Origin of the sequence: Xiashengella succiniciproducens (assembly GCF_023674465.1) — a bacterium.
Taxonomy (GTDB): Bacteria; Bacteroidota; Bacteroidia; order Bacteroidales; family Marinilabiliaceae; genus Geofilum; species Geofilum succiniciproducens.
The window spans coordinates 2,327,160-2,353,359 of the sequence record NZ_CP098400.1 but is presented as its reverse complement, the minus strand read 5'-3'; the positions used below and the strand labels follow the sequence as shown (position 1 = coordinate 2,353,359).

The window sequence follows — 26,200 nt, the reverse complement described above, 5'->3', positions numbered from 1 at the left end:
GAGCACGGTAGTGGTCACTTTATCTTAACATTGACAGGTTCCGTGCCCATTGTGAATTTAACCTGTACTTCCCTGGTTTTTGTTATATACCTGAAGTCCGTGTTTTTCCCGTCAACCCTCACTGTAGTTGGTCTTTCGGAGAGGTTCTTTACAATAAGTTCTATCTCCCTGCGTCCGGGGCGATAAAGATAAACCCCGTTGTTGTGGGATATATCAATACTCAGTTCCTTTTCTTTGTTCTGCGCTTTAAAGGTAAAAAGCTGATAATTGTTGTCTTTCAATGCCCTTGGGTTAGATCCGTCATCCAGGTACAGCTCGCCTTCAGCCGAAGCCACTTCATTATCATGAAAATATGTAATTGTCATATTTTCAGTATTTATCATCGGGAGCGATGTCTGGGGCTTTACTGTTGGAATGAAACTTCCGGCCTTGACAAAAACAGGTATGGTATTAAGTGGTGCCGGTATTTCAAGTGAGCGGCCACCACTATAAACCTCACCTGTGTAATAGTTGATCCATTGACCAAAAGGTAGTTCCACCCTGCGTGACGTTGCCCCCGGGTCCAAAATTGGGGCGACGAGCATATTGTCACCAAAGTAATACATATCATAAATGTCCATCAGGTAGTGGTCATCATGGACATACATCAGTGGTCTGACAAGTGGTTTACCGCTGGTTGCCTGTTGATAAGCCATGGTGTATATATAGGGCATCAGACTGTAACGCAGGTTGATAAGTTCACGCATTATCTTCTGGGTTTCCTGACTACATTGATATAGATCAGGACTATTCTTGTCACCGTACATTCTGAATATGGGAGAGAAAACACCCAGCTGTGCCCATCTTATCAGTAGTTCCTCATTCCTGCTGTTTTCGGCAAAGCCACCTATATCAGAGTGTACATAGGGTATGCCCGACATAGATAAGGTGAGCATTATTGGAAGTTGCGCCCTCAACCCGCTCCAGGAGCTCTTAACTTCTCCGGTGCGTGGGAAAACAGAATAGCGTTGCGAACCGGCATAACCGCTACGGGTAAGGTTAAACAACCTTACTTTGGGATAGTTTTTCGCATAATACTCACTAAGTGCCTTGGCCCAGGTATGGCCATAGATGTTGTGCAAAGACCGGGAATCACCGGCTTGGTATGTCAAATCTCCTGGGTGAGCCTCCGGCTCTCCCAGATCACTCCACCAGCCTGCAATACCTTCGTCTGCCAAGGGTTTTAGCTTTTGCATATACCAATTGGTCGCATCCTTGTTGAATACATCAAGTATTGATGCCTGACCAAACCAGAAGTCACTTATAACATAAGGACTACCTGTACTATCTGTTGCAAAGAAGCCTTGTCCGGCCGCATCATCATAGTTGGCTTCTGATGTCAGGAAATAGGGCTGGGTAATCAGCACTGTGTTTATGTTCTTCTGTTTGAGGTTACTTACCATCAAACTGTGCCTGGGCCAGTTTTCTTCATCCCAGGTCAGACTTCCCATACGTAAATTTTCGCTACCCTTGCCATACCATGCATTGTCAAGAAGCACTCCGTCAAGCGGGAATTTTGCCAGCTGTATGGAGTCTGTAGCAGTAGTGACATCACTCTGAGTATGATAACGTTCACTGCCATTGATATACCCTAAGGCCCAGAGTGGCGGCAATGGCTGAGTGCCTGTCACCCTGCTATACTCGCTAAGTAAGCCACTGTAGGAAGCTCCTGTTATCAGATATAGGTTGAAACTGCTTTTGGGAGATTCTATTCTGAACCTGTTTTTTACACTTTGACCTATATCTGCTACAGCTTTTTGAGGTGAGTCAAAAAAGACCATGTACATCTTTGATACAAAAAATACAGGCAGGGAGTAATTGAGTCTTTCAGCTCCCCACTCATATCCCCAGTTGGCTTCATTACTAAGTAAGAGTCGCTTGCCTCTGCGGTTCATATCTATTGCCCTTGCGCCACCACCAATCACTTTGTCGCGAGCATCAAGGCGGAAGTTTACTCCATAGGCTCCTCCAGTTGCAAAGGGACCATTTATCACTACTTCTTCTCCCATGGATGGTCCTGTTGAAATTCTTATTTCGAAGTCTACTTTATTTACACTGAAGTATGTGTCGCCCATACGCACATCCATCTTGTCCGGGGAGTTGCGTAAGATAACCTGTGCATCCAATGCCTTTGCAATCACTGCATCACTTGGTGCAATAAAGTTGGAGTCGGCTGCAAAAGAAACCTCTATCGTTCCGGCGGAATAACTACGCAGCCTTAGAAAACCGTCGGAGGTCTTAATTATTAGATAGTTGGGGAACTGATAGTAGTTTATGAAACTGGAATTACTCTCCTGGGCTCTCATGACGCTAGTGCACGACAGCAATATCAAGAACAAGAGTGTAGTAAGTCTGATTCTTAGTGAGGTTAAAGGGGTCATAGGGGCTGTGTTTTTTTGGCGCTCTAATTTATAAAAAACTTTAAGAGGATCATAATTATTGCTTAATTGAATGTTCGCACTATTTACCCTACTGTTCTAACGCAGTTTTTAGCTAATTAGTATAGGCTACAGCCAAGGTCTTGCAAAATGCTTACCACTTTATTCACATCAAGAGTAATTATTGAATATTTCCTGCTGTAGCCCTCTTTATTGAGGTAGGGAGGCTTAATTCGAAATTCCATTATATTTGTCTGTATGATTACAGATGATTTCAGGCATAAAGGACTAAGGTCCAGGCTGGTTGATGAATTGAGGAGGAAGGGTGCAGGCAGTGAAACTGTGCTTAAGGCCATTAATTCTGTACCTCGCCACCTTTTCCTTGATAGTTCCTTTGTAAAAATAGCCTATAGTGATGTTGCCTTTCCAATTGGGGCTGGACAAACTATTTCCCAGCCTTCCACCGTGGCCAGACAGACAACCCTCCTTAAAGTTTCCCGGGGCAGCCGGGTTCTGGAGGTCGGTACAGGCTCAGGTTATCAGGCTGCAGTACTTAGCGAGATGGGGGTGGAGGTCTATACTATTGAGAGGCAGGCCGAGTTGTATCGTAAGACAGCTGCAGTGCTTCGTAATCTTGGCTATTCAGATATCAAAACTTATCTTGGTGACGGATATGAAGGATTGCCCGATCAGGGTCCTTTTGATGCAATACTTGTAACTGCCGGTGCTGCTGAGCTGCCTCAAAAGTTGCTGTTGCAGATGAAGGTAGGTGCAGCTATGGTTATTCCTCTGGGACGAGGCACTCAGATTATGACCCGAATATGGCGTATCAGTGAAGATGAATTTGAAAAGGAGGAGTTTGAAGAATGCGCTTTTGTCCCTATGCTTAATGGTATAGCAAGATAAGCTCTCAAACATTTCTTCTCCTTTTTGTTTATTTATATAAATGCTAAAAACAAAAATGGAATGAAGGTCTCGATACTTACATTTAACCCCTTTAGTGAGAATACCCTTATCCTGTCGGATGAGACAGGCGAGTGTGTAATAGTGGATCCGGGAATGATGTCAGAGGGTGACAATGCCCGGTTTTCAGGATTTATTGAGGAAAAAGGGCTCAAGCCTGTTAAAATACTTCAGACTCACCTACACCTGGATCATGTGTTTGGTCTAAAATACGTGACTGAGCGCTACGGCCTAGAGGCCGTAGCTCACAAGGATGACCTGCATCTGATAGAGATGCATAGGGATTATGCTTACAACTTTGGTATAGTGGTTCAAAGCGATCCTCCTTGTCCTACAATTTTGATAGAGGAAGGTGATGTCGTTACTTTTGGTAATACCCAGCTAAAAGCACTTCACATTCCTGGGCACTCACTTGGCAGTCTTGCCTATTACAATGAGAAAGACAAAATACTTATTGCCGGAGATGTCTTGTTTAGGGGAAGCGTTGGCCGCACTGACCTTCCCGGAGGTGATCATGGTAGCCTGATATCAGGAATCATTAATAAACTGATGGTCCTTCCGGATGATGTAGTAGTATATCCGGGTCACGGGCCATCGACTACAATAGGAGAGGAGAAACTACACAATCCTTATTTATAGGAGAAAAAGTGAATACTTGCCTAAGTAGTAAATAATAAGGCCTAAGTAGCGGGGGGGATTGCTCCAAAAGAGCTATCTTAACGTTCTAATTGGATCACTTAATTGTCTAAACTATTGATATTCCATATGTCACATTTTCAGTTTGTTGATCGTCATATAGGCCCCCGCAAAGCGGATGTAGACCTGATGTTGGAAAAACTGGGAGTTTCATCCCTGGATGAGTTGATTAATCAGACGGTGCCGGCTTCAATACGATTGAAGGAGCCCCTCAATCTTGGAGATGGTATCAGTGAAGATGCCTATCTGCAAAGGATTAGAGAATTGGCTATGAAGAACCGGGTGCTGAAGACTTATATAGGGATGGGTTATTACGGTACTCATACGCCCTCCGTAATAATCCGCAATGTGCTCGAAAATCCTGTGTGGTACACTTCCTATACGCCCTATCAGGCTGAGATTTCTCAGGGGAGACTTGAGGCCTTACTGAATTTCCAGACCATGGTCAGCGAACTCACAGCTATGGAGGTTGCAAACGCCAGTCTGCTGGATGAAGCAACTGCTGCAGGTGAAGCTCTGATAATGATGTACAATACCCGCAGCAAAGATCAACTTAAGTCAGACGTCAATACCTGCCTTATTGATGAAGCAATCTGGCCTCAGACCCGTGCCGTTATTGAGACCCGTGCGCTGGGACTTGGTATTGATCTTGAGTTTGTTAATGCTTCGGAACTTAATTACAATCCTAAGGTTCACTTTGGACTAATCCTCCAGTATCCCGATGCAATGGGTCGGGTTTCTGATTATAGATCATTGGTAAATACTGTTCATGATGCCGGAGGTAAGGTGGCTGTTGCTACCGACCTGATAGCTCTTTGTATGCTGGTGCCCCCGGGTGAGTGGGGCGCCGACATTGTATTTGGTTCCTCACAGCGAATGGGTGTGCCTATGGCTTACGGTGGACCGCATGCTGCTTTCTTTGCGACCCGGGATGAACTGAAACGTTCTATGCCCGGCCGTATTATAGGTGTAAGCAAGGATGTTCATGGAAATCCTGCGTTGCGCATGGCTCTGCAGACCCGTGAACAACATATCAAACGTGAAAAAGCGACGTCAAATATCTGTACTGCCCAGGCCCTGCTTGCAACGATGGCCGGTTTTTACGCTGTTTACCATGGCCCTGAAGGTCTGAAGGGAATAGCATCACGCATACACAGGTATGCGTGTGCTCTGGCTGCAGCACTTGAGCATATTGGACTTGACCGTCAGAATAAGCAGTTCTTCGACACTCTCCATTATAAACTGCCAAAGGGGCCGACTTCGGAGAAACTCAGAAACATGGCGCTTTCACGTGGTATTAACCTGCTTTACACAGGTGTCAGCCAGTTTGGTATCAGTATCGATGAGACTACAACGCTTAAGGATGTTGAGGAACTCCTTGCCTTGATTAGTGAATGTATCGGAGCTGAGACCCCCGTAGTAAGCACTGAGGTGAGTACGGCTTTGCCACAGTCATTGTTGCGTACCTCGGAATTTATGAAGCAGGAAGTCTTCAATCGCTATCATTCTGAGACTGAGATGATGAGGTATATCAAAAGGCTGGATCGTAAGGATGTCTCTCTGGCTCATTCAATGATTCCTCTTGGTTCTTGTACTATGAAACTGAATCCAGCCACTGCTATGTTTGCAATTACCTGGCCGGAATTTGCTAACCTGCACCCCTTTGTACCGCTTGATCAGGCACAGGGCTATCATGAGATGATGTCTGACCTCAGGTCCGACCTTGCCAAGATTACAGGTTTTGCAGATGTAAGCCTACAGCCCAACTCTGGGGCCAATGGTGAATATTCAGGTCTTATGGTAATACGTGCATGGCATGAGCATAGGGGTGAAGGACACCGAAATGTTGCCCTGATACCCGCATCAGCTCATGGAACCAACCCGGCAAGTGCTGTAATGGCCGGCCTTAAGGTTGTTGTGGTGGACTGCGATGACAAGGGAAATATAGATATGGAAGATCTGCGCAGTAAGGTTGAGGAGTATTCTGACATCCTCGCCTGCGTAATCGTGACATACCCATCTACTCACGGCGTGTTTGAGGCTTCTATCAGGGAGTTGTGTGATATGGTTCATAAACACGGTGGACAGGTGTATATGGACGGTGCTAATATGAATGCTCAGGTAGGACTTTCAAGTCCCGGTTTTATAGGGGCTGATGTATGCCACCTCAACCTGCACAAGACATTTGCAATACCTCACGGTGGAGGCGGTCCGGGGGTCGGCCCTATCGGTGTTGCACCCCACCTGGTTGATTTCCTGCCCGGACACCCGGTTATTGATAATCGCAGACCGGCTACATTAACTGTTGCTGCTGCGCCATGGGGTAGTGCCGGCGTGCTTCCTATTACTTATGGCTATATCAAGATGATGGGCGGCGATGGACTTACAATGGCGTCCAAAATTGCTATTCTGAATGCAAACTATATTGCAGCCTCTCTTGATTCAGAGTTTAACGTGCTTTATAAAGGTGAGAATGGACGTGTTGCTCACGAACTGATACTTGACTGTCGCCCAATCAAGCATGAGTCAGGGGTTAGCGAATTGGACATTGCAAAGCGTCTGATGGACTATGGATTCCATGCTCCGACACTTTCTTTCCCGGTAGCAGGAACCCTGATGGTTGAACCTACAGAAAGTGAGAGCAAGGCTGAACTGGACCGCTTTATTGAGGCTATACGAAATATCAGGCAAGAGATTGCCGAAGTCATAGAAGGAGTTGCCGACAAGGAAGATAACGTCCTTAAGAATGCACCTCACTCACAGTATGATATTGTTTCCGACGAGTGGAACCATAAGTATTCACGTGAGAAGGCTGCCTATCCACTGCCATGGGTGCGTACTAACAAGTTCTGGCTCAGTGTAAGCAGGGTTGATGATGCCTGGGGCGACAGAAACCTGTTTTGCAGCTGCGATCCCATCAGCAATTATTAGCCCGACAAATAGCTATCTGGCTTATTTTTGTCTTACTAAGTCGTAGGTAATTGTAAGTCTAGATTTTTTCAAAAAAGCTGACTGATATTGAGTAAGAGCAGAAGGATGTTATCTCTATGATTCTGATACTATTATAAAAAAGAGCTACCGGGCTCTGGGCCGGTAGCTCTTTTTTGTGTGCCGTGCATGGTAAATAACTTGGTGGTGCAAGTCCACTATGGGGGTCCATAATCGCCAACCATTAGCTAAGGACAAGGGTATCCATCGCGAGGTGGAATCTGAAGGAAGTCTACGGCAAAATCCTGCCCCGAGGAACACGAATCATATCAGGCACAACCGGTGGGATGAGACTGCAAAACAAGTCAAAGTCCAAAGATTATGCGGACACCGGAGTGTAAATGTGGCGGGGATATGGGATGAAGGTTATTTATCTTACCACGGGAGGTCTCATGGACGTGTGGAAACAGCGTATGAAGCACGGAGTAAAGCTTGCCATGAGAAGTCAGCAGAAGCCATAGTACCACTAAACTCCTCAAAGTGGGAAGGGCAGAACCTTGATTGAGTGAGAAGTAAATGAGGATTACCAACATGAAGGAAAGAAAGCAGAAAATCTTTGCATCATCAAAGACCTGTCCACAGAAAGATAGGACGGCATCCGACGGATATGTGGAAGGGCAGACCTTCATTTGGATAACTGAAAACAACCTCACCACCAATGATTATCGTTTAGGAAACGGATTATTAGAGCATATCCTGTCCCCCTCAAACCTGAACAGCGCTTACAAACAAGTAAAGCGCAATAAAGGAGCGGGTGGAGTAGACAAGATGGAGGTAGAGTCTTTAAAGGACTATCTTGTAGATAACAAGGATAGACTAATACAATCCATCCAACAGGGGAAATACCGCCCCAATCCGGTAAGGCGGGTTTTAATACCCAAAGAAAACGGAAAACAGCGCCAGTTGGGCATCCCCACAGTCGTGGATAGAGTGATCCAACAAAGCATCGCGCAAAAACTGACCTCCATTTACGAGCCTCAGTTCTCATCTCACAGTTATGGATTTAGACCTAAACGGAACGCTCATGGCGCCCTTCGTAAGTGTCGGGACTACATTACCCAGGGTTATGTTTACGCAGTGGATATAGACCTGGAGCGGTACTTTGATACCGTTAATCACAGCAAGTTGATAGAGATACTATCGCGTACCATTAAAGATGGGCGGGTGGTGTCACTTATCCACAAGTACCTAAATGCTGGAGTAATGGATGAAGACCACTATGAAGAAACCCATGAGGGCGTACCGCAAGGAGGACCACTAAGTCCTCTGCTGGGAAATATCCTACTGAACGAGTTGGACCGAGAACTCGAAAGCAGAGGTCATAAATTTGTACGCTATGCTGACGATATGGTCATACTCTGTAAGAGCCGGCGAAGCGCCCATCGGACGATGAAAAGCATCGTTTCATTTATAGAAGAAAAGCTTTTCTTGACAGTCAATCGGGACAAAAGCCAAGTGGCACACGTAAAGGATGTTAAATTTCTTGGCTATACCTTCTATCGCTATAGAGGTGAAGGAAGGCTGAGGATACACCCCAAAAGTGTGGAAAAGATGAAAGCTAAAATTAAAAGGCTAACATCGAGAAGCAACGGATGGGGCAACGAGCGCAGGAAGGAAGCATTAAGTCAATATATTAAGGGCTGGGTGCAATACTTCAAACTGGCCGATATGCAAAAGCTACTGATAAAAACGGATGCGTGGTACCGCCGACGGCTACGAATGGTAATCTGGAAACAATGGAAACGGATCAAAACCAAAGTGGCCAATCTTATAAAGCTGGGTATAAATAAATACAAAGCTTACGAGTGGGCGAACACAAGGAAAGGCTACTGGCATATAGCAAATAGCTTTATCCTATCCAGAACTGTCACAGACCAGCGGCTGCGTTTGGCCGGATACGTTTTCTTATCGGATTATTACAAAGCGGTAAGAGTTGAATATTAAGGAACCGCCGTATACGAGAACCGTACGTACGGTGGTGGGAGAGGACGAAACGGGAATTAATCCCGTTTCCCCTACTCGATTGGAACATGGAATTCCTATCTCGTAAACATCAGAATTTCCTGAGCAACTTTTTGATTGTATTCGAATGCCAGATTCTTGTAGTTGATAAGGTCAACGATGGTTCCAATCAAACACAGACCACCTGTCAGCAGATAAAGGATTCCCATTCCGATCTGATTCAGTAAAAAGCGATGTATACCTGCAACAAAGAATAACCCAATAAGGGCTGTAATAAGAATGATAATAGGATCACGTCTGCGGGAACGATAAACCAATGCGAATTGCTTAATCTGTTCTTCCGACTTGCCACTGAGAATTGAGTCAAGGTACTGGAGCTCCATTATGTCAGCATCAGGAATTAGTTGATAGATCTTTTCCATAGTACTTGTTTCTGTTAAATGAAATATTGGGTTTAAGAATATTGATGATACGGCCAATCAGAATGATTACTGCAGGAACTCCCATTGGATGTGCATGGAAGGACTCAGAGATATTACCCCTGAAGAGCCATGCAATCGAATGACCAAGTCCACAACCCGGACAAAAGCCCAGGTCAAAACGACGTATCAGACAAAGTGTCGAATGCCCCTCCTCTGTCGGTGTAAAGGCCCCTAGTGCAATCAGTGCCGCTAGCCAGAAAAAGGCCTCAAGATGGCTGCGCCTGAACTCATATCTGAAAAGTAAGGGTTTCATTATACTATAGAGATAAGGACTAAATGTATATAATTGGTCGGACAATTGAAATGCTGAGACTGGTTTTATTTGTTTATTCAAGGGTAGATTCTAAACAAGCTTTCTCCAGACTCATGCTCTCTTTCTCCTTTAATCAACTTTGTAATCTTTGTCGCATATTTCACCGGATCAAGGTCAACTCCATGCACAACTGGAAAGCTGTAGCTAAGTTTGGGATCCCATCCGATGCAAGAGTATTCGATGCTTTCAAACGATGCTATCCGACTGCTTTGCAGCCATCTCACAGCATCCCCTGCCAGAGCAGGGGATGCGAACATTATAGCATTTACTCCTCTGTCAACCAGGCTTGTGATAGCCTTCTCTACTGCTTCCCCTTTTTCTAGCAGGCAATAATAGGGATTTGCAATGCCAAAGCGCTCAGTATACTCTTCGTTGTAGATATCCAGTATGTCCCCGTCTGTATCTTTATATCCCACAAAGCCCATAGCTTTCCTGTGTTTTTGAAGATTTCGGTGCACAAGCAGCTGCATCATCAGGGTGTAGTCGTATCTGAGACCCGGTGTTGCTCCTCGACCAGCTGAAATAACGAACGATGATATGGGGATTTCCTGTTCTATGTCGGTAAGGTTCTGGGTGCCGATGCTTATTAGGGCTTCTACCTGCCTCTGAATGAAGTCATCAATAATAGAATCAATGGTGCAGGATGATGAAGGGATACCAGGCAAGACTCTAAAGCCAGCGTCCTGTAGCTCCTTTACTAACTCGCTAAGGAGGGTGGAGGTTATAGGGACAGATGGATCCAAAAGTACTCCAATAGTCTTTGTCTTTCCGGTGCTTAATGTCTGTGCCAGAAAACTCGGTTTGTAGTTGAGCGATTGCGCCACTTCCAGGATCCTTGCCTGGGTCTCCTTATTAATCTTAAACTGATCTCCTTTGCCGTTGAGAACGAATGATGCAGTAGTTCTGGATACACCTGCAGTCTCTGCAATAGCCCTAAGTGATGCTCTTCTCATACTAAACCGGTTAAGAAGTGTAAAGCTACTGGTTTGAATGGTAAAATGCAACACACATCTTTGTGAATGATTCATTTTTAAATTAGGAGGAAGTCTATTAAGGAACAGTTGGATAATGAGGGTAATTAGATTTGGGAAGCTGATGCTTATTTCTTAGTTTTAGCCATTGAATTTTAACCTTTTGTTTTGGGCCATATTTTTACCGTTTTGGAAAATATATCTTTCACTCATTGACAACATTCTTTGAAAGTTTAGGGTAAAAACTTATTTTTGAAGCCCTTAATATTTAGGACAAAATGCACTTATTTGGCGAGTCAATAAATCAAACGGATCATGCAAACAAAACTTCAGGAGTTAACTGAAAAGATCTATAGCGAAGGTGTAGAAAAGGCAAAGCTGGAGGCTGATGCTATTATAAAGGCTGCACAGGAAAAGGCTAAGGCCATCGAGCAGGAAGCTCTGTCAAAGGCTGATAGCATAGTGGCAGAGGCTGAAAGCAAGGCAGAGAGTCTTAAGCTACACATTGAGTCTGAATTGAAAATGTCTATAGGTCAGGCTGTAGCAGCTCTTAAGCAGACAATTGCCAATACTGTATGCATGAAGGCTATTCAACCTTCTGTAAAGGAACTGTTTGGCGACAAAGAGTTTCTCAAGGGCCTTATCGGAAATCTTATCAAGGGTTTTGCTGAGAAAGGTGCCATGGATCTGCTTCTGATTCTTCCAGAGAAGGATAGGCAAGAGCTGGAAACATACTACAAAAACCAGTTGGCGTCCGAGCTTAACAAAGGTCTCGAGTTGTCATTCTCTGACGGTGTTCGTTCTGGTTTTAAAATTGGTCCGGCCGACGGTTCATATATTATTAGTTTTAGCGACACAGATTTCACTAATTTCTTCAAAGATTATCTGCGTCCCAAGACCAAGGAAATTCTGTTTGACAAGTAGGAGATGGCAAAACGAAACTATTATGCATTAGTTGCGGGTTTGCCTGATATTGTTCCGGAGGAAAAGAGATCTCTTTTCTCATCCGTAGCTTTTAGGCAATTGCTTTCCGAGCATCTTCATCCTGAAGACCTGCGGCTTGCTGAGCTGTTCTACCTTCCATTTGATCATTTCAATCTGCTTAATCTGTTGTTTGACAGGAATATGGAATGGGATGAGAGGGGGAACTATTCAAGAGAAAGCCTTGAGCTGCTTAAGGATCGTAAGTCATTAGAGAATGAGGATCTTTCTGACTTTCCAACATATCTGGTAGACTTTGCTTCATCATTTTTTAGTGAAGATGCTCCTTCTGATTATTATACAGCTGAGATGAGGTTGACATTGGCCTATATCAACTACCTTGAGCAGTCTCCTAATGAGTTCGTGCGTAAGTATGCTGCATACCAGATGAATGTGGGTAATGTAATGGCAGCACTTAACGGCAGAAAGCACAATATCCCCTTTGAAAATGCCCTTGTTGGTGACAATGATATAGTCGCAGCCCTTAAAAAGAGCAGGGCCCGCGATTTTGGACTGGCTGCCGAGCTACCAGAGATCGAGCAGCTCATCCAAATTTTTGAGATTAATGACCTCCTTGAGAGGGAACTAAAGCTTGACTATTACAAGTGGGAATACCTGGATGAGATCAGTTTCTTTGACTATTTCACAATAGAAAGAGTACTGGTCTTCTTGTTGAAGTTGTTTATGGCCGAACGATGGTCAGCTTTGGATTTTGAAAAAGGTAAGGAAATGTTTAACAGATTGCTGAAAGAGTTTGAAACGGGATTTCAGTTTCCTGCAGAATTTACAGTAGCTTATGGAAAGAAATAAGAAAACTACGGGGACGGTTGCCGGTATCGTATCCAACTTGGTAACCGTTGAGGTAGATGGACCTGTGGCTCAAAATGAGATCTGCTTTATCATCCACAATGATGAGCGCCTGATGGCCGAGGTTATAAAGGTAACTGGGCGCAATGCTTATGTCCAGGTGTTTGAAAGCACCCGTGGCCTAAAAGTAGGTGCTAAGGCCGAATTTGAGGGACACATGCTAGAGGCAACTTTGGGCCCCGGTATCCTGTCACGCAACTATGACGGTTTGCAGAACGACCTCGACAAGATGGAAAGTATTTTCCTACAACGTGGTAATTACACTGATCCACTACACCGTGATGTGAAATGGCATTTCAATCCTCTGGCAAAAACAGGTGATATAGTAACTGCCGCTGCATGGCTTGGAGAGGTAATGGAAAACAGTATCCCCCATAAAATTATGGTTCCTTTCAAGATGGACAAGCGCTATGTTATCAAATCCATAGCTGCAGAAGGTGATTATACAGTGGATGAGACCATAGCAGTGCTTACTGATGACGAAGGAAGGGATATTCCTGTTACCATGGTGCAGAAGTGGCCCGTCAAAAGGGCTGTTCCCGGATACTCATCAAAACCGCGTCCTTTCAAACTGCTCGAAACCGGAGTTCGCTGTATTGATACTCTTAACCCTATCACTGAAGGGGGAACCGGATTTATTCCTGGACCTTTCGGTACTGGTAAGACAGTACTCCAGCACGCTATATCAAAGCAGGCCGAAGCAGATGTGGTTATCATTGCAGCTTGTGGTGAACGTGCAAATGAGGTTGTTGAGATTTTCTCGGAGTTTCCAAAACTTGATGACCCCCGTACAGGACGCAAGCTTATTGAGCGTACTACAATTATTGCAAATACATCAAATATGCCTGTGGCAGCACGTGAGGCCTCTGTTTACACGGCTATGACCTTGGCTGAGTATTATCGTGCCATGGGATTGAAGGTGTTGCTGATGGCTGACTCCACTTCACGCTGGGCTCAAGCCCTGCGTGAGATGTCCAACAGGCTTGAAGAGCTTCCCGGACCTGATGCCTTCCCGATGGACCTATCAGCAATTATCTCAAATTTCTATTCAAGAGCCGGCTTCGTTTACCTGCCAAATGGTGCAACCGGATCCATTACTTTTATAGGTACTGTATCTCCTGCAGGTGGTAACCTTAAGGAACCTGTTACTGAGAGTACCCGTAAGGCAGCCCGTTGTTTCTACGGATTGTCACAGGAAAGGGCTGACAGTAAGCGTTATCCTGCAATTGACCCGATTGACAGTTATTCTAAATACCTGGAGTATGCCGAGGTTCAGGAAAACCTGAAGAAGAGGCTTAGTGAGTCATGGCTTGATAATGTTACAAAGGCAAAGGATATACTGCTAAGGGGTAAGGAGGCCATGGAGCAAATCAACATCCTGGGTGATGATGGTGTACCTTTGGAATTTCATGAAAGATACTGGAAGTCGGAGCTTATAGACTTTGTGATACTGCAACAGGATGCCTTTGACAAGATCGATGCTTCAACACCGATGGAAAGACAGAGCTATATGCTGGAGTCAGTTCTGAATGTTACAGATACCCCTTTCAGCTTCCAGAATTTTGAGGAGGTGGGAGTATTCTTCAAGGAGGTAATAAATGTTTACAAGCAGATGAACTATCTGGAATTCAAATCTGATAAGTTCAATACTCTTGAGGCTGACCTTCAGAAGTTTCTTGAGACCAAAAAGAGCTGACATAGTACATCAGCAGCTATTTTATTGTGTAAAGCAAAAAGTAAGAAAGAATGGAAAGTCAGGCATTTCAAAAAACATATACAAAACTGACCAATATAACCAAGGCTACTGTAACACTTAAAGCTACGGATGTTGGTTATGATGAGATGGCCATAGTGGACGGACGTCTGGCACAGGTGGTTAAGATAGTTCGTGACGAAATTATCCTTCAGGTGTTTTCAGGTACAGAGGGTATTCCTACAAATGCCGAGGTGGCCTTTCTGGGCCGTCCACCACAATTGAAGGTTAGTGATCAGCTATGTGGCCGCTTCTTTAATGCCTACGGTGACCCAATTGATGGTGGACCTGAGGCAGAAGGTGAGGTCCGTGATATTGGTAGCCCCTCGGTAAACCCTGTAAGGCGTAAGCAGCCTTCGGAACTGATTGCTACTGGTATTGCAGGTATTGACCTTAACAATACATTGGTTTCAGGACAGAAGATCCCATTCTTTGCCGACCCTGACCAGCCCTACAACCAGGTTATGGCAAATGTTGCGCTTAGAGCAAAGGCCGACAAGATCATACTTGGAGGTATGGGGCTTACCAACGACGACTACCTGTATTTTAAAAACCTGTTTGAAAATGCCGGTCAGCTTGAACGTATAGTATCCTTTGTAAACACTACTGAGAATCCCCCTGTAGAACGTATTCTGGTTCCTGATATGGCCCTTACGGCAGCAGAGTATTTTGCTGTTGACAAGAATGAGAATGTACTGGTTCTGCTTACAGATATGTCACTGTATGCCGATGCTCTTAGTATCGTATCCAACCGTATGGATCAAATCCCGTCTAAGGACAGTATGCCGGGCAGCCTTTACTCAGACCTTGCAAGGATTTACGAGAAGGCAGTGCAGTTTCCCTCCGGAGGTTCAATTACTATTGTTGCGGTAACCACTCTGTCGGGAGGTGATATTACACACGCAATCCCCGACAATACTGGATATATTACAGAGGGACAGTTGTTCCTGCGTCGCGATAGTGAGATTGGAAAGGTTATAGTTGACCCCTTCCGCTCTCTTTCTCGTCTGAAACAGCTTGTTATCGGAAAGAAAACACGAGCTGATCACCCGCAGGTGATGAACACCTGCGTAAGGTTGTTTGCTGATGCTGCAAATGCACGTACCAAACTTGAAAACGGTTTCGACCTTTCCAATTATGATGAAAGGGCACTTGATTTTGCAAGGGAGTATTCTGAAAAGCTGCTCGCAATCGATGTTAATATTGATATTGATACCATGCTTGATACCTGTTGGGAATTATTAAGCAGGTACTTTACCAAAGCAGAGGTTCGTATCAAGCAGGAATTTGTAGACCTATACTGGAAGGGTAACTAAGTTTGTCAAATGGCAATAAAGTTTCAATATAATAAGACATCCCTTCAGAACCTTGGGAAACAACTTAAGATAAGGCAGCGAACACTGCCTACTCTTAAGAACAAGGAATCTGCACTCCGTTCGGAGGTTAAGAGGGCACGCGATATGGCTGCCGAACTTGACCAAAGATACGGTGAAGAGATTGCAAAGTATGAAAGGATGCAACGACTCTGGGGTGAGTTTGACAGCTCCCTGATAAGGATTAGCGACGTTGAGTTATCTGTAAAGAAAATAGCAGGGGTCAAGACCCCTGTCCTCGACGGGGTGCAGTTTGAGATAGCTCCTTATAACAGCTTCAGTCGCCCATTGTGGTTTGCCGATGGAATAGTGATTCTTAAAAGTCTTGCAGAAATAGCCATCAACCGTGAAGTTTTTAGCAGGAAGATGGAACTGCTTGATCATGCACGCAAAAAGACTACTCAAAAGGTAAACCTATACGAGAAGGTTCAGATCCCGGGCTTTGAGGACGCAATAAGAAAGATTAAACGTTTCCTTGAGGATGAGGACAACCTGTCCAAAGCAGCCCAGAAGATTATAAAGTCCAGACAAGAGAAAGAAAAGGAGGTTGAGCAATGATAGTTAAAATGCAGAAATACTCCTTTCTGGTATTTCATACCGACTATGAGGCCTTCCTTGAGGAAATCAGAAGGTTGGGGGTAGTGCATATCGAGACCAAGGCTGCTGAACCTGCTGAGGATATGCAGGAGATGATGCGTACTCTGGCGGATGTTACCCAGACTCTCAAGACCCTCGAAGCACGTAGGAATGCTATTAGTGAGGTTCCCGCTTTGTCACTTAGTGGCAGTGGAGAGGACTTGCTAGGCAAACTAAAGGATGCGGAAGCTGAATTGGAAAGACTGGAGCAATATAAAGCCGGTCTGGAAAAGGAGATCAAACAGCTTGAGCCCTGGGGTGATTTCTCTCAGACAACTGTTCAGAAACTCGCCGAATCAGGAGTAAAACTGCGCTTTTTGTTATGTTCTCTTAAGAACTTCCGCAATGAATGGATACAGGAATATCCTGTTGGTATTGTAAGCGACCATCAGGGTTACCGACATTTTATTCTGGCCTCATACAAAAATGAACCTGCAGATGTGGAACTGCCGGGTGTAGATGAAATTGCAGTGCCTGAGCGTTCGATTTCTGAGTTGAAGGACCTGGTTGATGAGGCAGCCTTGAAGATTACAGAACTAAAGAGGCTGATTGATACTATTGCATATTGCGGAATTCAGGATATTGAGAACTACAGGAGGGAACTTAAGACTTCATTTGATTTTGCTTTCGTCAAAAATCAGACTTCTGACGAGGCTGAAGGTAAGGTTAAGCTGGTCGAGGGTTGGGTACCCAAGCCAAACTGCGATGAGTTAAACAGGTATCTTGAGACTCAGACAGTAGCCTGGATTTCCAGAGACCCGATACCGGGTGAGAAGGTTCCTGTGCTTCTTAAGAATAACAAGTTTACAAGAGTCTTTGAAATCATTGGTGATTTCTATGACATGCCTAATTACAGGGAATTGGATCTGACTCCTTTCTTTGCTCCGTTTTACATGCTATATTTTGGTATCGCCCTTGGTGATGCCGGTTATGGCCTGATTGTTCTGCTGGCAGCCACGCTGGCCAAGAGGAAGTTGAAAAAAATGAAGCAAGTACTCACACTTGGTCAATTCCTTGGACTGGGAACAGTGATCTTTGGTTTATGTACCGGTACCTTTTTTGGTTTGAGTCTGGGTGATTTTAATGTTCCTTTATTTCAGAGTTTTAAGGATAAATTTATCACTACAGATCAGCTATTCACCCTGTCCCTGATACTTGGAGCTATTCAGATAATGTTCGGTATGTTTATCAAAGTGGCGAATATTACTATTAGTCAGGGTTTCAGATATGCATTCAGTACTATAGGCTGGATCATCATGATACTTGGAATGGGGAGTACCTATATGTTAAGCTCAAAAGGAGTGATTTCCGAACCGCTTGCGGGTAATCTGTACAAGGGGGTGGGAGTTGTAGCAGGATTACTGATTTTCGTCCTCAACGATCCCAAGCGTAATATATTTATGAATATCCTTGCCGGTATATGGGATACCTATGGTATGGTAACCGGGGTTCTTGGTGATATGCTGTCGTATGTACGCTTGTTTGCCCTTGGAATTTCAGGAGGAATTCTTGCTTCTGTATTCAATATGATGGGAACAACTATGAAACCGGACATACCTGTTGTAGGTTTCATAATAATGGCTATTATACTTCTTGCAGGACATGGTATAACCTTGGTAATGAGCGGTATTGGTGCTTTTGTACACCCAATAAGGCTTACCTTTGTTGAATTTTACAAGAATGCCGGCTTTATGGGAGGAGGGAAGAAGTACTCTCCTTTTGCAACAGAGCCGGAACAGATTGAAAATAATGCAGTTGAAAAATAATTATTAAAACGATCAAACATGGAACCTATTTTATTAGCTTATTTGGGAATCGGCTTGATGGTCGGGTTGTCAGGTGCTGGTAGCGCGATTGGCTGTGCCATTGCCGCCAATGCTTCAGTTGGAGCACTTAAGAAAAAAGATGATGGCTTTGGAACTTATGTAATGCTTACAGCACTTCCTGGTAGTCAGGGTTTGTATGGTTTTGCAGGTTACTTCCTTCTCAATGGTTTTGGCTTGTTGATTCCTGCAATCACATGGCTTCAGGCTGCTGCCGTTTTCGGTGGGGGCTTGGCGTTGGGCCTTGTAGGTTTGATATCTGCAATCAATCAGGCCAAGGTTTGTGCTAATGGTATAGCCGCTGTGGGATCAGGTTATGATGTGGGTGGTAAGACCCTTATACTTGCAGTATTTGCCGAATTGTATCCTATCGTGGCTCTTGCTGCTGTTTATCTGATTGGTGCAGCTGTTGCATAATTTAGTGATAATCAGATGTTTGTAGCATACGTGATTGTTCACGTATTTTCTATCGGAACTTATAGAAAGGTGGTCTTAAAACTGTAGTTTTGTGACCGCCTTTTTGTGTTTTTTGTTGAAAAGTTAATATAAAGTTAAGTGAAAAATAACGTTTTTAAGTTTGAATATCGTGAGGGTTTTATGAACTTTAAGTAGGATTTTTTCACATGGGGAATTTTAATAATTTACAAACGCAAAACTATGAAAATCAGAAGCCTGATGCTTTTGCTGTTGTTGCTGTTTACTGGCTCAACAGTAGTATTCAGTCAGTACAAGGTGACCGGAAAGGTTTTCGATGCCGATAATGGAGATCCTCTGCCGGGTGCGACCGTGGTTGTTGATGGAACTACCTCCGGAACGGTCACAGACATGGATGGTAACTTTGAACTAACTGTTAGCGAAGCTCACGTTAATCTTAAGTTCGCTTTTATCGGTTATGCCGATAAGACTATGAGGTATAATGTTGCCACAAACGGCAATATTGGTATTGTATATCTGGATCCTCAATCAATTAATCTGGATGAGATTGCTGTTGTTGCATCTGTGGGTGTTGCCAGAAAGACTCCTGTTGCGATGTCAAATATTACACCACAATTTATTGAGGAAAAGATTGGTACACTCGAGTTTCCCGAAATTCTTAGAGCCACTCCCGGTATTTATGCTACCAAGGGCGCGGGTGGTTTTGGAGACTCAAAAATCAATATGCGTGGTTTTCAATCGGCTAACGTAGCTGTTATGATCAATGGTGTTCCCATGAATGATATGGAGTGGGGAGGAGTCTATTGGTCAAACTGGGCAGGTTTGGCTGATGTTACAGCTTTGATGCAAACCCAGAGAGGTTTGGGTGCTTCAAAGGTTTCTGCTCCATCTGTTGGTGGTTCTATCAACATTGTTACAAAATCACTTGATGCCCGTAAAGGTGGATTCTTTTCGTATGGCGTTGGTAATGACGGTTACAACAAGGTTGTTGGAACCGTCTCAACCGGACTTTCTGATAATGGCTGGGCAATGACTATCCTCCTTGGTAAGACATGGGGTGATGGATATGTTCAGGGCACCGAGTTTGAAGGCTATAACTATTTTTTCAATTTAGCCAAGAAGATTGGTGACAACCAACAACTTTCACTTACAGCATTTGGTGCTCCTCAGTGGCACAACCAACGTAGCTCTTATGACGGGCTTACAATAGAAGGATGGCAGGAAGTAAAGAACTACATGAACGGTGATTCTCCTTATAAGTACAATCCTACCTATGGTTATGGTTTGAATGGTGAGAGGAAAACATCTGCAAAGAATGTTTACCACAAACCTCAGATATCACTAAACCACTTATGGCAGATCAATGAGAAGTCAAGCCTGAATACAGCAGTTTATGTTTCTATAGGTCGAGGTTATGGTTACAGCGGACAGTATGCAAACAGTCAATATTCAGGACACTGGTACGGTGCCAACAATGGTATTCTTAGTATGACATACAGGAATCCGGATGGGACTTTTGCCTATGACAAAATATACGAAGTCAACCAGGCAAGTGAAAACGGATCAATGCTAGCTATGTCAATATCCAAAAACTACCATGACTGGGTTGGACTCTTGTCAACCTATACTACAAAGATTGGTAGTAATATTGACGTTTATGGAGGTGGTGATATCAGGTATTATAAAGGTGTACATACCAACGAACTGATAGACCTGTATGGTGGTAAGTACTATATTGATAGATATAGGGCAAATGTGGATCCGAAAAATTATGCCGGAGCGGGGACAGATGCCTTTATCAATAAGAAGCTTCAGGTAGGTGATGTTATCTATCGTGACTATGATGGATTTGTGTTCCAGGCTGGAGGTTTCGGTCAAGCTGAATACAATCTGGGCAACCTTAGTTCCTTCCTTGCCGGCTCGTTTTCCAACACCACTTATTGGCGTTATGACAGGTTCTATTATGATAAGGACCATGCTGAGTCCGATAAGATTGATTTCTGGGGCTTTACCGTAAAAGGTGGTGCCAACTACAATCTGACCCCTGTACATAATGTATTTGCTAATGTTGGATATATAAGCAGGGCTCCATTTTTCTCCGGAGGTGCATTTCTCAACTCTACTGTAAGTAACGAAAAGAATATTGGTGCGGTAAATGAAAAAATCTTTTCTGTTGAGTTTGGTTATGGATTCAAGACTCCATGGTTGAAGGCTGATGTCAACTTTTATCGTACCGAGTGGATGGATAAATTGCTGAGCCGTTCTGTAGACCTTAACAATGGTAGTCGTGGTACTGTAAATATGGAAGGTATCGATGCATTGCACCAGGGTATTGAACTTGAAGCTTATGCAAGTGTTGGCAGATGGCTTGATATCAACGCGATGGTATCACTTGGAGATTGGGAATGGAATAATAATGCTATTGGTTATTTCTATGATGATGGTAGCCAGCCTTTGGCAGATATGGAGGGTAATATAGCATCTGGTGCCGGTGCACCTGATCATGCTTCTATGCGTCTTAACCTAAAAGGTGTTAAGGTAGGTGGATCTGCACAGACTACTGCTTCATTGGGACTTAAGTTCAAGCTATCTTCTGACCTAAGGGCCGGTATTGATTACTTCTATGCAGGTCGCAACTATGCTGACTGGGCATTCAATAGTAGTGATCTATTGATGTTTGGTGTTAAGGACTTTGTTAGTCCATGGGAAATCCCTGAATCTCACCTGTTCGACCTTTTTGCTTCCTATAGTTTCCCGCTTGGAAGTACTAGGGCAACATTGTCAGGTAATGTAAACAATGTGTTCGATCAGGAATATATTGCTGATGCAACTGATGGAGGTGACGGTACATGGCAATCAGCCAACCGTATATTCTATGGTTTTGGCAGGACCTATACCGTAAGAATGAAGATAAGTTTCTAAGAACCGTTTATTATCTGAGCGATGAGAAAAATAATCTATTATATTGTCAGTCTCGCATTGGTTGCACTGATCTCATGCGAATACAATGACGAGTACTTCCCGGGGCTGGATGAGCTAGCAGCACCGGTGGATATCAAGAACAAGGATCTGGTATTAACAGAAGCTGATTATGCTGCCATATCCAATTTAAGTGCAAACAAAACCTTGGCAACACAGGAGGGAGTTTCTGCAGAACTGAGCAGCCTTAAGACCACACAGACATTCTCGTCTGCTCTTAAGGCTGCAAGGTATATTCCCAACTATCTTGCAAGCCTTTATAAGGCTGCTGATGATAAATCAGTAGTTAGGGTTACCTATAATTACCAGGACGAAGCCCCTGCTCATTTGGCAGAACTTGCTGCAACCGGTATTTATACTCTTTCAACAAATGATTACAAGACTGTATGGAGTGGTGAACCAATTCTTTACCTTACTCCGGAAAAGCCCTTGTCCCGCTTTGTAAATACATTCCTGACTACTGCATATCCGGACGCAGAAGCCGGCACTCTTAAGGCTGTAGTTTACAACTATTCTGAGGAAGAACCAGGTGATTTTGTTGATCCTGTTCCAACTCAAATTAGTGAGGACTTTAGTTCTATTACTGCCAATGCCCAGGTTGAACTTGCTTCGTGGGTTAATTATGTAGAGAAAGGATCCAAAGGATGGGAAGGTAAATTATACGACGGTAACTTATATCCTCAGTTCTCTGCTTTTGGCGCAGGAGGAGAAGCTATTGCATGGCTTATTACTCCTGAGGTAAACCTGTCTCAATCTGTTTCTCCAACATTAAGCTTTGATGTTAATATAGGTTACTTTAATGCTTACCTTCTTCAGGTTCTTGTTTCTCAGGACTATGCAGGCGGAGATCCTAATGAGGCAACATGGGAAGATGTTACCCATCACTTTGCATTTTACAATACAGGCAACAGTAATACTAACCTGTATATTGCCGGTATGCTAGATATGTCAGGTTACAAGGATAATAATGTACGGGTTGCTTTCCGTTATGCAGGTGATGCTAATAACAGTAAGACTTCAACATATCAAATTGACAATGTTCAGTTGGGTGACGATACAGATATTGCTGTTCAGACTGTCTTTGCTGAAGGCTTTGAAAATGGCCTTGACGCATGGGACAATATTACTCTGAGTGGAACTAAAGCATGGTCTGTAACTTCTTATCAGAATGATTACAGAGCAGTCTTCTCTGCCCATAATGCAGACCCTGCTGAATTGCAGGATGGATGGCTTGTTTCCCCCGGTATTTCTGTTCCTGCAGAAGGTCATTCACAACTGTCACTAAATCTGGTTGTAGGATACTATAATCATGACTGCCTTTCAGTTTTGGTGTCTGACGACTATGCTGGAGATGTTGAAGCTGCAACATGGACTGATGTGACTGATGCATTTGTTTTTCCACAGAATGCAACCAATTATAGTCCTGTATTGAATGTTGGTGCTGCTTCTCTTAATGCGTTTAAGGGTAAGGACATTGTAGTTGCTTTGAGATATCAGGGAGATAATTCAGTTCCTCAAAGTACTACATATCAGATCTATGATGTAAAAGTAAATACATATACACGTGCAGCTAAGAAGTCTGCCTCAATGCTGAAGGCTGCAACTGTTCAAAACAATATTTACACATTGTATAGGTTCAATGGTAGCGCATGGCAACCTGAAAACTCTGCAGTGATATTGAGCCCATCGGATTATACAGCAATGGGTATCAGCTACTTTAGCTCTTCAAATCCTGCAGAAAACTACCTGCCAACATTCCTGAAGAGCAAATTCCCCTATGCGCTTGAAGAAGACAGTAAAAATGTATTGTTCTTCGACGGTCAGGTTGGTAAGTTTGGTGCTCAGGAATATATCCTGACTGGTGGCGTCTGGAAGAAAAACGATGCTCGTGTTGTAGTTACCGATCAGTTTGTAAAGGCTAATGGTGTATGGGTATGGGATCCTAGTGTTGTAATTAACCTTGCTCCAATCAGGAATGATGCATTTATCATGGCTTATTATCAGGCTGCCTCTGACTGGGTCTGGGAAAATATTGACGTACCTGGAGGTGCTGGCAAGAAAGGTGATGGCTATGTGTCAAGCTACGGCAACAACGAGTACTATGCAGGTACATCAGCATATTACAACAATGTGGACTGGAGGGTACAGGCTGCGCGTAACCAAAGTCCTTCTGGCTATCCTTCAAGCATGAGTGATGATGAGGTTAAGGCTCTGTTGAAGGAACGACTGATCGAAGTCATGGGTAAGGTGCTTGAGATAATGCATCCAAATGTAGCACCAATCGATGGTGTAGATATTACCTATACCTTCAATGTGGCAATATACGAGGGTACCACTGTTTCTGACGTTACACACACAATAGTGTATAAGTTGGTCGGTGTTGGTAAGTTCGAATATGTCGAAGACAGTTTTAAGAAGATAGGAGAATAATTATTTAAACAAACAGGGCGTGAATCCTACCGGATTCACGCCCTGTTTTTATTTGTCTATCATTGGAATGCCTTATTCAGCTGCAACTGGTTCAAAGCTAAAAGCCTTAACCATATTGTTGAATATATCAGTGTTCTTTAGAATACCACCAAAGAGTTCGGCACCCGGGCCATAGGCAAATACTGGAACCATAACAGCAGTGTGGTCCGTTGATGCAAATTTGGCGCTTACCTTACCTTTAGAAATGTCACCTTTGTCGATTGTAAGACCGCCTGTTTCATGGTCTGCGGTTACAATTACAAGAGTCTCTTTGTTTTCGGCTGCAAAAGCAAGAGCAACTCCAATTGCGCGGTCAAAATCCAGGGTTTCCAACACAACCTCTGATATGTTATTGGCGTGTCCGCCCCAGTCTATACGTGATCCTTCAACCATTAGGAAGAAACCGTTTTCGTTGTTTTTCAATACTTCAATAGCCTTATTGGTGGCATCAGGAAGCATATCGCCACGCTCAGGATAGGAAGGATTATGCTCGTCTGCGGTGAGTATTGCCATGGGAGCAGAGTCTTCGGAGGCTGCTTCTTCCAGAGAGTTGAAAACCTTGTAGTTTAGGTTCTGCAACTCTTCAAGTAGGTTGCGCCCATCCTTCCTCTTTGCGAAATTATTACGGCCACCACCGATGAAAATGTCTATTCCGCTACCTACAAAATCGGCAGCAATTGCTTCATACATCTCTCTGCTAGGCTGATGAGCAATGAAGGAAGCAGGAGTCGCATGCGTAATGGCAGATGTGGATACCAGTCCTGTTGCCTTGTTGTTTTCTTCACTCAGGTAAAGGATGGACTTGACAGGATTACCATTTTCATCCATTGCAACCACCCCGTTTTTTACCCTCTGGCCAGTTGCTAAAGCTGTTCCACCAGCTGCCGAGTCTGTAGTGTAATTGTCAGCACTTTGAGTCTGGCTGAAACCTACATTCTTCATGTGAACCAGGTTAAGCTGTCCTTGGTTTGCTGTTAGTGCTGAGTACACCTGAGCTACACCCATTCCGTCTCCAATAAGTAGAATTATGTTCTTTGGAGATGATGCGAACTCTACTTCATCTGGCAGAACTACAGGCGTATGAGGTGCTGGGTTTTCAAATACGTATTTTGGATCGGTTGTTGAGGTTTGTGATTGTCCGCAAGCGCAGCTTAAGCTCAGGACTGCAATCGAAAGAAATAGTGAAAGTGCTCTCATTGTCTTGTCTTTTAATGTTTGTCTAAATCAAGTGACTCTTCATAAATGCTTTATCTTCAATGAAAACAGTAATGGAGCATGAATGTTTAATCAGGTAAAATTAGTATTTCCGGACGACTTAGCCTTAATTAAAGCAAAGGAATCTGCTATATAATCACATTGTGAAATAACTTTAAACTGCTTGCAAATTAATTTAAGTGCACTTAAATTTGCAGTGTATCAGTTTGATAAGATGTCTATTTCGATTGACAATTTCCTTAAGACGATTTTTCTTCTAAGTCAGGAGAAGCCGGGCGACGTAAGCAGGTCACTCCTGGCATCCCGACTAAATGTTAGTTCGGCTGCCGTAACTGACATGGCCAGAAAACTTGCCCTCAGAGGGCTAGTTGACTATTCTCCATACAAGGATCTTACTTTGAGCGATGAGGGCAGGGCAGAGGCCCTGAAGATTATTCGTAAACACCGTCTGTGGGAGCTTTTTCTGCATAAGATTTTGGATCTGGATCTGAAGACCGTTCATGAGGAAGCCGAGCGTCTTGAACATCACAGTTCAGATGAGCTAATGAATCATATTGATGCATTCCTCGGTTTTCCGGACTTCGATCCTCATGGAGAGCCCATCCCGGGAAGGGATGGTGATCTGCCAGTTCAGATTGGTCTGGAATCCCTTTCAGCTGTAGAGGATAACAAAGATTATGTGGTGTCAAGACTGATAGTACGTGAACCAGAAATCTTTGACTTGTTTGAGAGCTACGGTATCCGTCCCGGGGTTTTGATAAGGAATTTAAGAAGCTTTGATTTCGACAGGAGTATGGAAGTGGAGATTGGTGATCGCAGGATGATTTTGTCGGAAGAGCTGGTACAAAGAATATTTGTAACGATTAAAGATATATAA

19 protein-coding genes are annotated in these 26,200 nt (G+C 43.9%); 14 read left to right on the top strand and 5 right to left on the bottom strand.

Annotated elements, in window-relative coordinates:
* Nucleotides 1–14: 14 nt before the first annotated feature.
* Entirely contained in the window at nucleotides 15–2,420 is a 2,406-nt protein-coding gene (locus M9189_RS09845; RefSeq protein WP_250722810.1) for a glycoside hydrolase family 31 protein, read from the bottom strand.
* A 255-nt stretch (nucleotides 2,421–2,675) separates the two neighbouring features.
* On the opposite strand from M9189_RS09845, the gene M9189_RS09840 reads away from it, so the two are divergent.
* From M9189_RS09840 to ltrA, 4 genes are all read left to right on the top strand, one after another.
* Nucleotides 2,676–3,323 carry a protein-L-isoaspartate(D-aspartate) O-methyltransferase gene (locus M9189_RS09840; protein ID WP_250722808.1) on the top strand — a complete coding sequence of 216 codons (648 nt, stop codon included), beginning with the start codon at nucleotides 2,676–2,678 and terminating at the stop codon, nucleotides 3,321–3,323.
* A gap of 60 nt (nucleotides 3,324–3,383) precedes the next feature.
* Nucleotides 3,384–4,019, top strand: coding sequence for an MBL fold metallo-hydrolase (locus tag M9189_RS09835; protein WP_250722806.1), 636 nt, complete (start codon nucleotides 3,384–3,386; stop codon nucleotides 4,017–4,019).
* 126 nt (nucleotides 4,020–4,145) lie between these two features.
* Nucleotides 4,146–7,007: an aminomethyl-transferring glycine dehydrogenase gene (gcvP, locus tag M9189_RS09830; protein WP_250722804.1), complete on the top strand. Its 2,862-nt coding sequence runs from the start codon at nucleotides 4,146–4,148 to the stop codon at nucleotides 7,005–7,007.
* Between the two features lie 588 nt (nucleotides 7,008–7,595).
* Complete coding sequence (gene ltrA, locus M9189_RS09825) at nucleotides 7,596–9,008, top strand: group II intron reverse transcriptase/maturase (RefSeq protein WP_250722802.1); 1,413 nt, start codon at nucleotides 7,596–7,598, stop codon at nucleotides 9,006–9,008.
* A gap of 95 nt (nucleotides 9,009–9,103) precedes the next feature.
* Here ltrA and M9189_RS09820 read toward each other — a convergent pair whose 3' ends face one another.
* The 3 genes from M9189_RS09820 to M9189_RS09810 all read right to left on the bottom strand — a co-directional run bounded on the left by M9189_RS09820 (nucleotide 9,104) and on the right by M9189_RS09810 (nucleotide 10,774).
* Entirely contained in the window at nucleotides 9,104–9,448 is a 345-nt protein-coding gene (locus M9189_RS09820; protein WP_250722800.1) for a TM2 domain-containing protein, read from the bottom strand.
* Nucleotides 9,420–9,761, bottom strand: coding sequence for a DUF2752 domain-containing protein (locus M9189_RS09815; RefSeq protein WP_250722799.1), 342 nt, complete (start codon nucleotides 9,759–9,761; stop codon nucleotides 9,420–9,422). Before M9189_RS09815 ends, M9189_RS09820 begins: the two co-directional genes overlap by 29 nt.
* A 77-nt stretch (nucleotides 9,762–9,838) precedes the next feature.
* The gene (locus tag M9189_RS09810) at nucleotides 9,839–10,774 is read right to left on the bottom strand and encodes a LacI family DNA-binding transcriptional regulator (protein ID WP_250722797.1); all 936 of its coding nucleotides are present in this window, start codon (nucleotides 10,772–10,774) and stop codon (nucleotides 9,839–9,841) included.
* Nucleotides 10,775–11,107: 333 nt separating this feature from the next.
* On the opposite strand from M9189_RS09810, the gene M9189_RS09805 reads away from it, so the two are divergent.
* The 9 genes from M9189_RS09805 to M9189_RS09765 all read left to right on the top strand — a co-directional run bounded on the left by M9189_RS09805 (nucleotide 11,108) and on the right by M9189_RS09765 (nucleotide 24,069).
* Nucleotides 11,108–11,716, top strand: coding sequence for a V-type ATP synthase subunit E (locus M9189_RS09805; protein WP_250722795.1), 609 nt, complete (start codon nucleotides 11,108–11,110; stop codon nucleotides 11,714–11,716).
* Between the two features lie 3 nt (nucleotides 11,717–11,719).
* Nucleotides 11,720–12,583 carry a DUF2764 family protein gene (locus M9189_RS09800; protein WP_250722793.1) on the top strand — a complete coding sequence of 288 codons (864 nt, stop codon included), beginning with the start codon at nucleotides 11,720–11,722 and terminating at the stop codon, nucleotides 12,581–12,583.
* A complete protein-coding gene (locus tag M9189_RS09795; protein WP_250722791.1) occupies nucleotides 12,570–14,336 on the top strand; it encodes a V-type ATP synthase subunit A in 1,767 nt (588 codons plus the stop codon). The genes M9189_RS09800 and M9189_RS09795 overlap by 14 nt, the downstream gene beginning before the upstream one ends.
* A gap of 50 nt (nucleotides 14,337–14,386) precedes the next feature.
* Entirely contained in the window at nucleotides 14,387–15,709 is a 1,323-nt protein-coding gene (locus M9189_RS09790; protein WP_250722789.1) for a V-type ATP synthase subunit B, read from the top strand.
* 9 nt (nucleotides 15,710–15,718) lie between these two features.
* Nucleotides 15,719–16,324: a V-type ATP synthase subunit D gene (locus M9189_RS09785; RefSeq protein WP_250722788.1), complete on the top strand. Its 606-nt coding sequence runs from the start codon at nucleotides 15,719–15,721 to the stop codon at nucleotides 16,322–16,324.
* On the top strand, nucleotides 16,321–18,168 hold the full coding sequence (locus M9189_RS09780; protein WP_250722786.1) for a V-type ATP synthase subunit I: 1,848 nt from the start codon (nucleotides 16,321–16,323) through the stop codon (nucleotides 18,166–18,168). The genes M9189_RS09785 and M9189_RS09780 overlap by 4 nt, the downstream gene beginning before the upstream one ends.
* Before the next feature lie 18 nt (nucleotides 18,169–18,186).
* Nucleotides 18,187–18,642, top strand: coding sequence for a V-type ATP synthase subunit K (locus tag M9189_RS09775; RefSeq protein WP_250722784.1), 456 nt, complete (start codon nucleotides 18,187–18,189; stop codon nucleotides 18,640–18,642).
* A 240-nt stretch (nucleotides 18,643–18,882) separates the two neighbouring features.
* Nucleotides 18,883–21,582: a TonB-dependent receptor gene (locus M9189_RS09770; RefSeq protein ID WP_250722783.1), complete on the top strand. Its 2,700-nt coding sequence runs from the start codon at nucleotides 18,883–18,885 to the stop codon at nucleotides 21,580–21,582.
* Between the two features lie 21 nt (nucleotides 21,583–21,603).
* Complete coding sequence (locus M9189_RS09765) at nucleotides 21,604–24,069, top strand: choice-of-anchor J domain-containing protein (RefSeq protein ID WP_250722781.1); 2,466 nt, start codon at nucleotides 21,604–21,606, stop codon at nucleotides 24,067–24,069.
* 72 nt (nucleotides 24,070–24,141) lie between these two features.
* On the opposite strand, the gene M9189_RS09760 is transcribed toward M9189_RS09765, so the two are convergent.
* On the bottom strand, nucleotides 24,142–25,305 hold the full coding sequence (locus M9189_RS09760; RefSeq protein WP_250722779.1) for an alkaline phosphatase: 1,164 nt from the start codon (nucleotides 25,303–25,305) through the stop codon (nucleotides 24,142–24,144).
* Nucleotides 25,306–25,486: 181 nt separating this feature from the next.
* On the opposite strand from M9189_RS09760, the gene M9189_RS09755 reads away from it, so the two are divergent.
* On the top strand, nucleotides 25,487–26,200 hold the full coding sequence (locus M9189_RS09755; RefSeq protein ID WP_250722777.1) for a metal-dependent transcriptional regulator: 714 nt from the start codon (nucleotides 25,487–25,489) through the stop codon (nucleotides 26,198–26,200).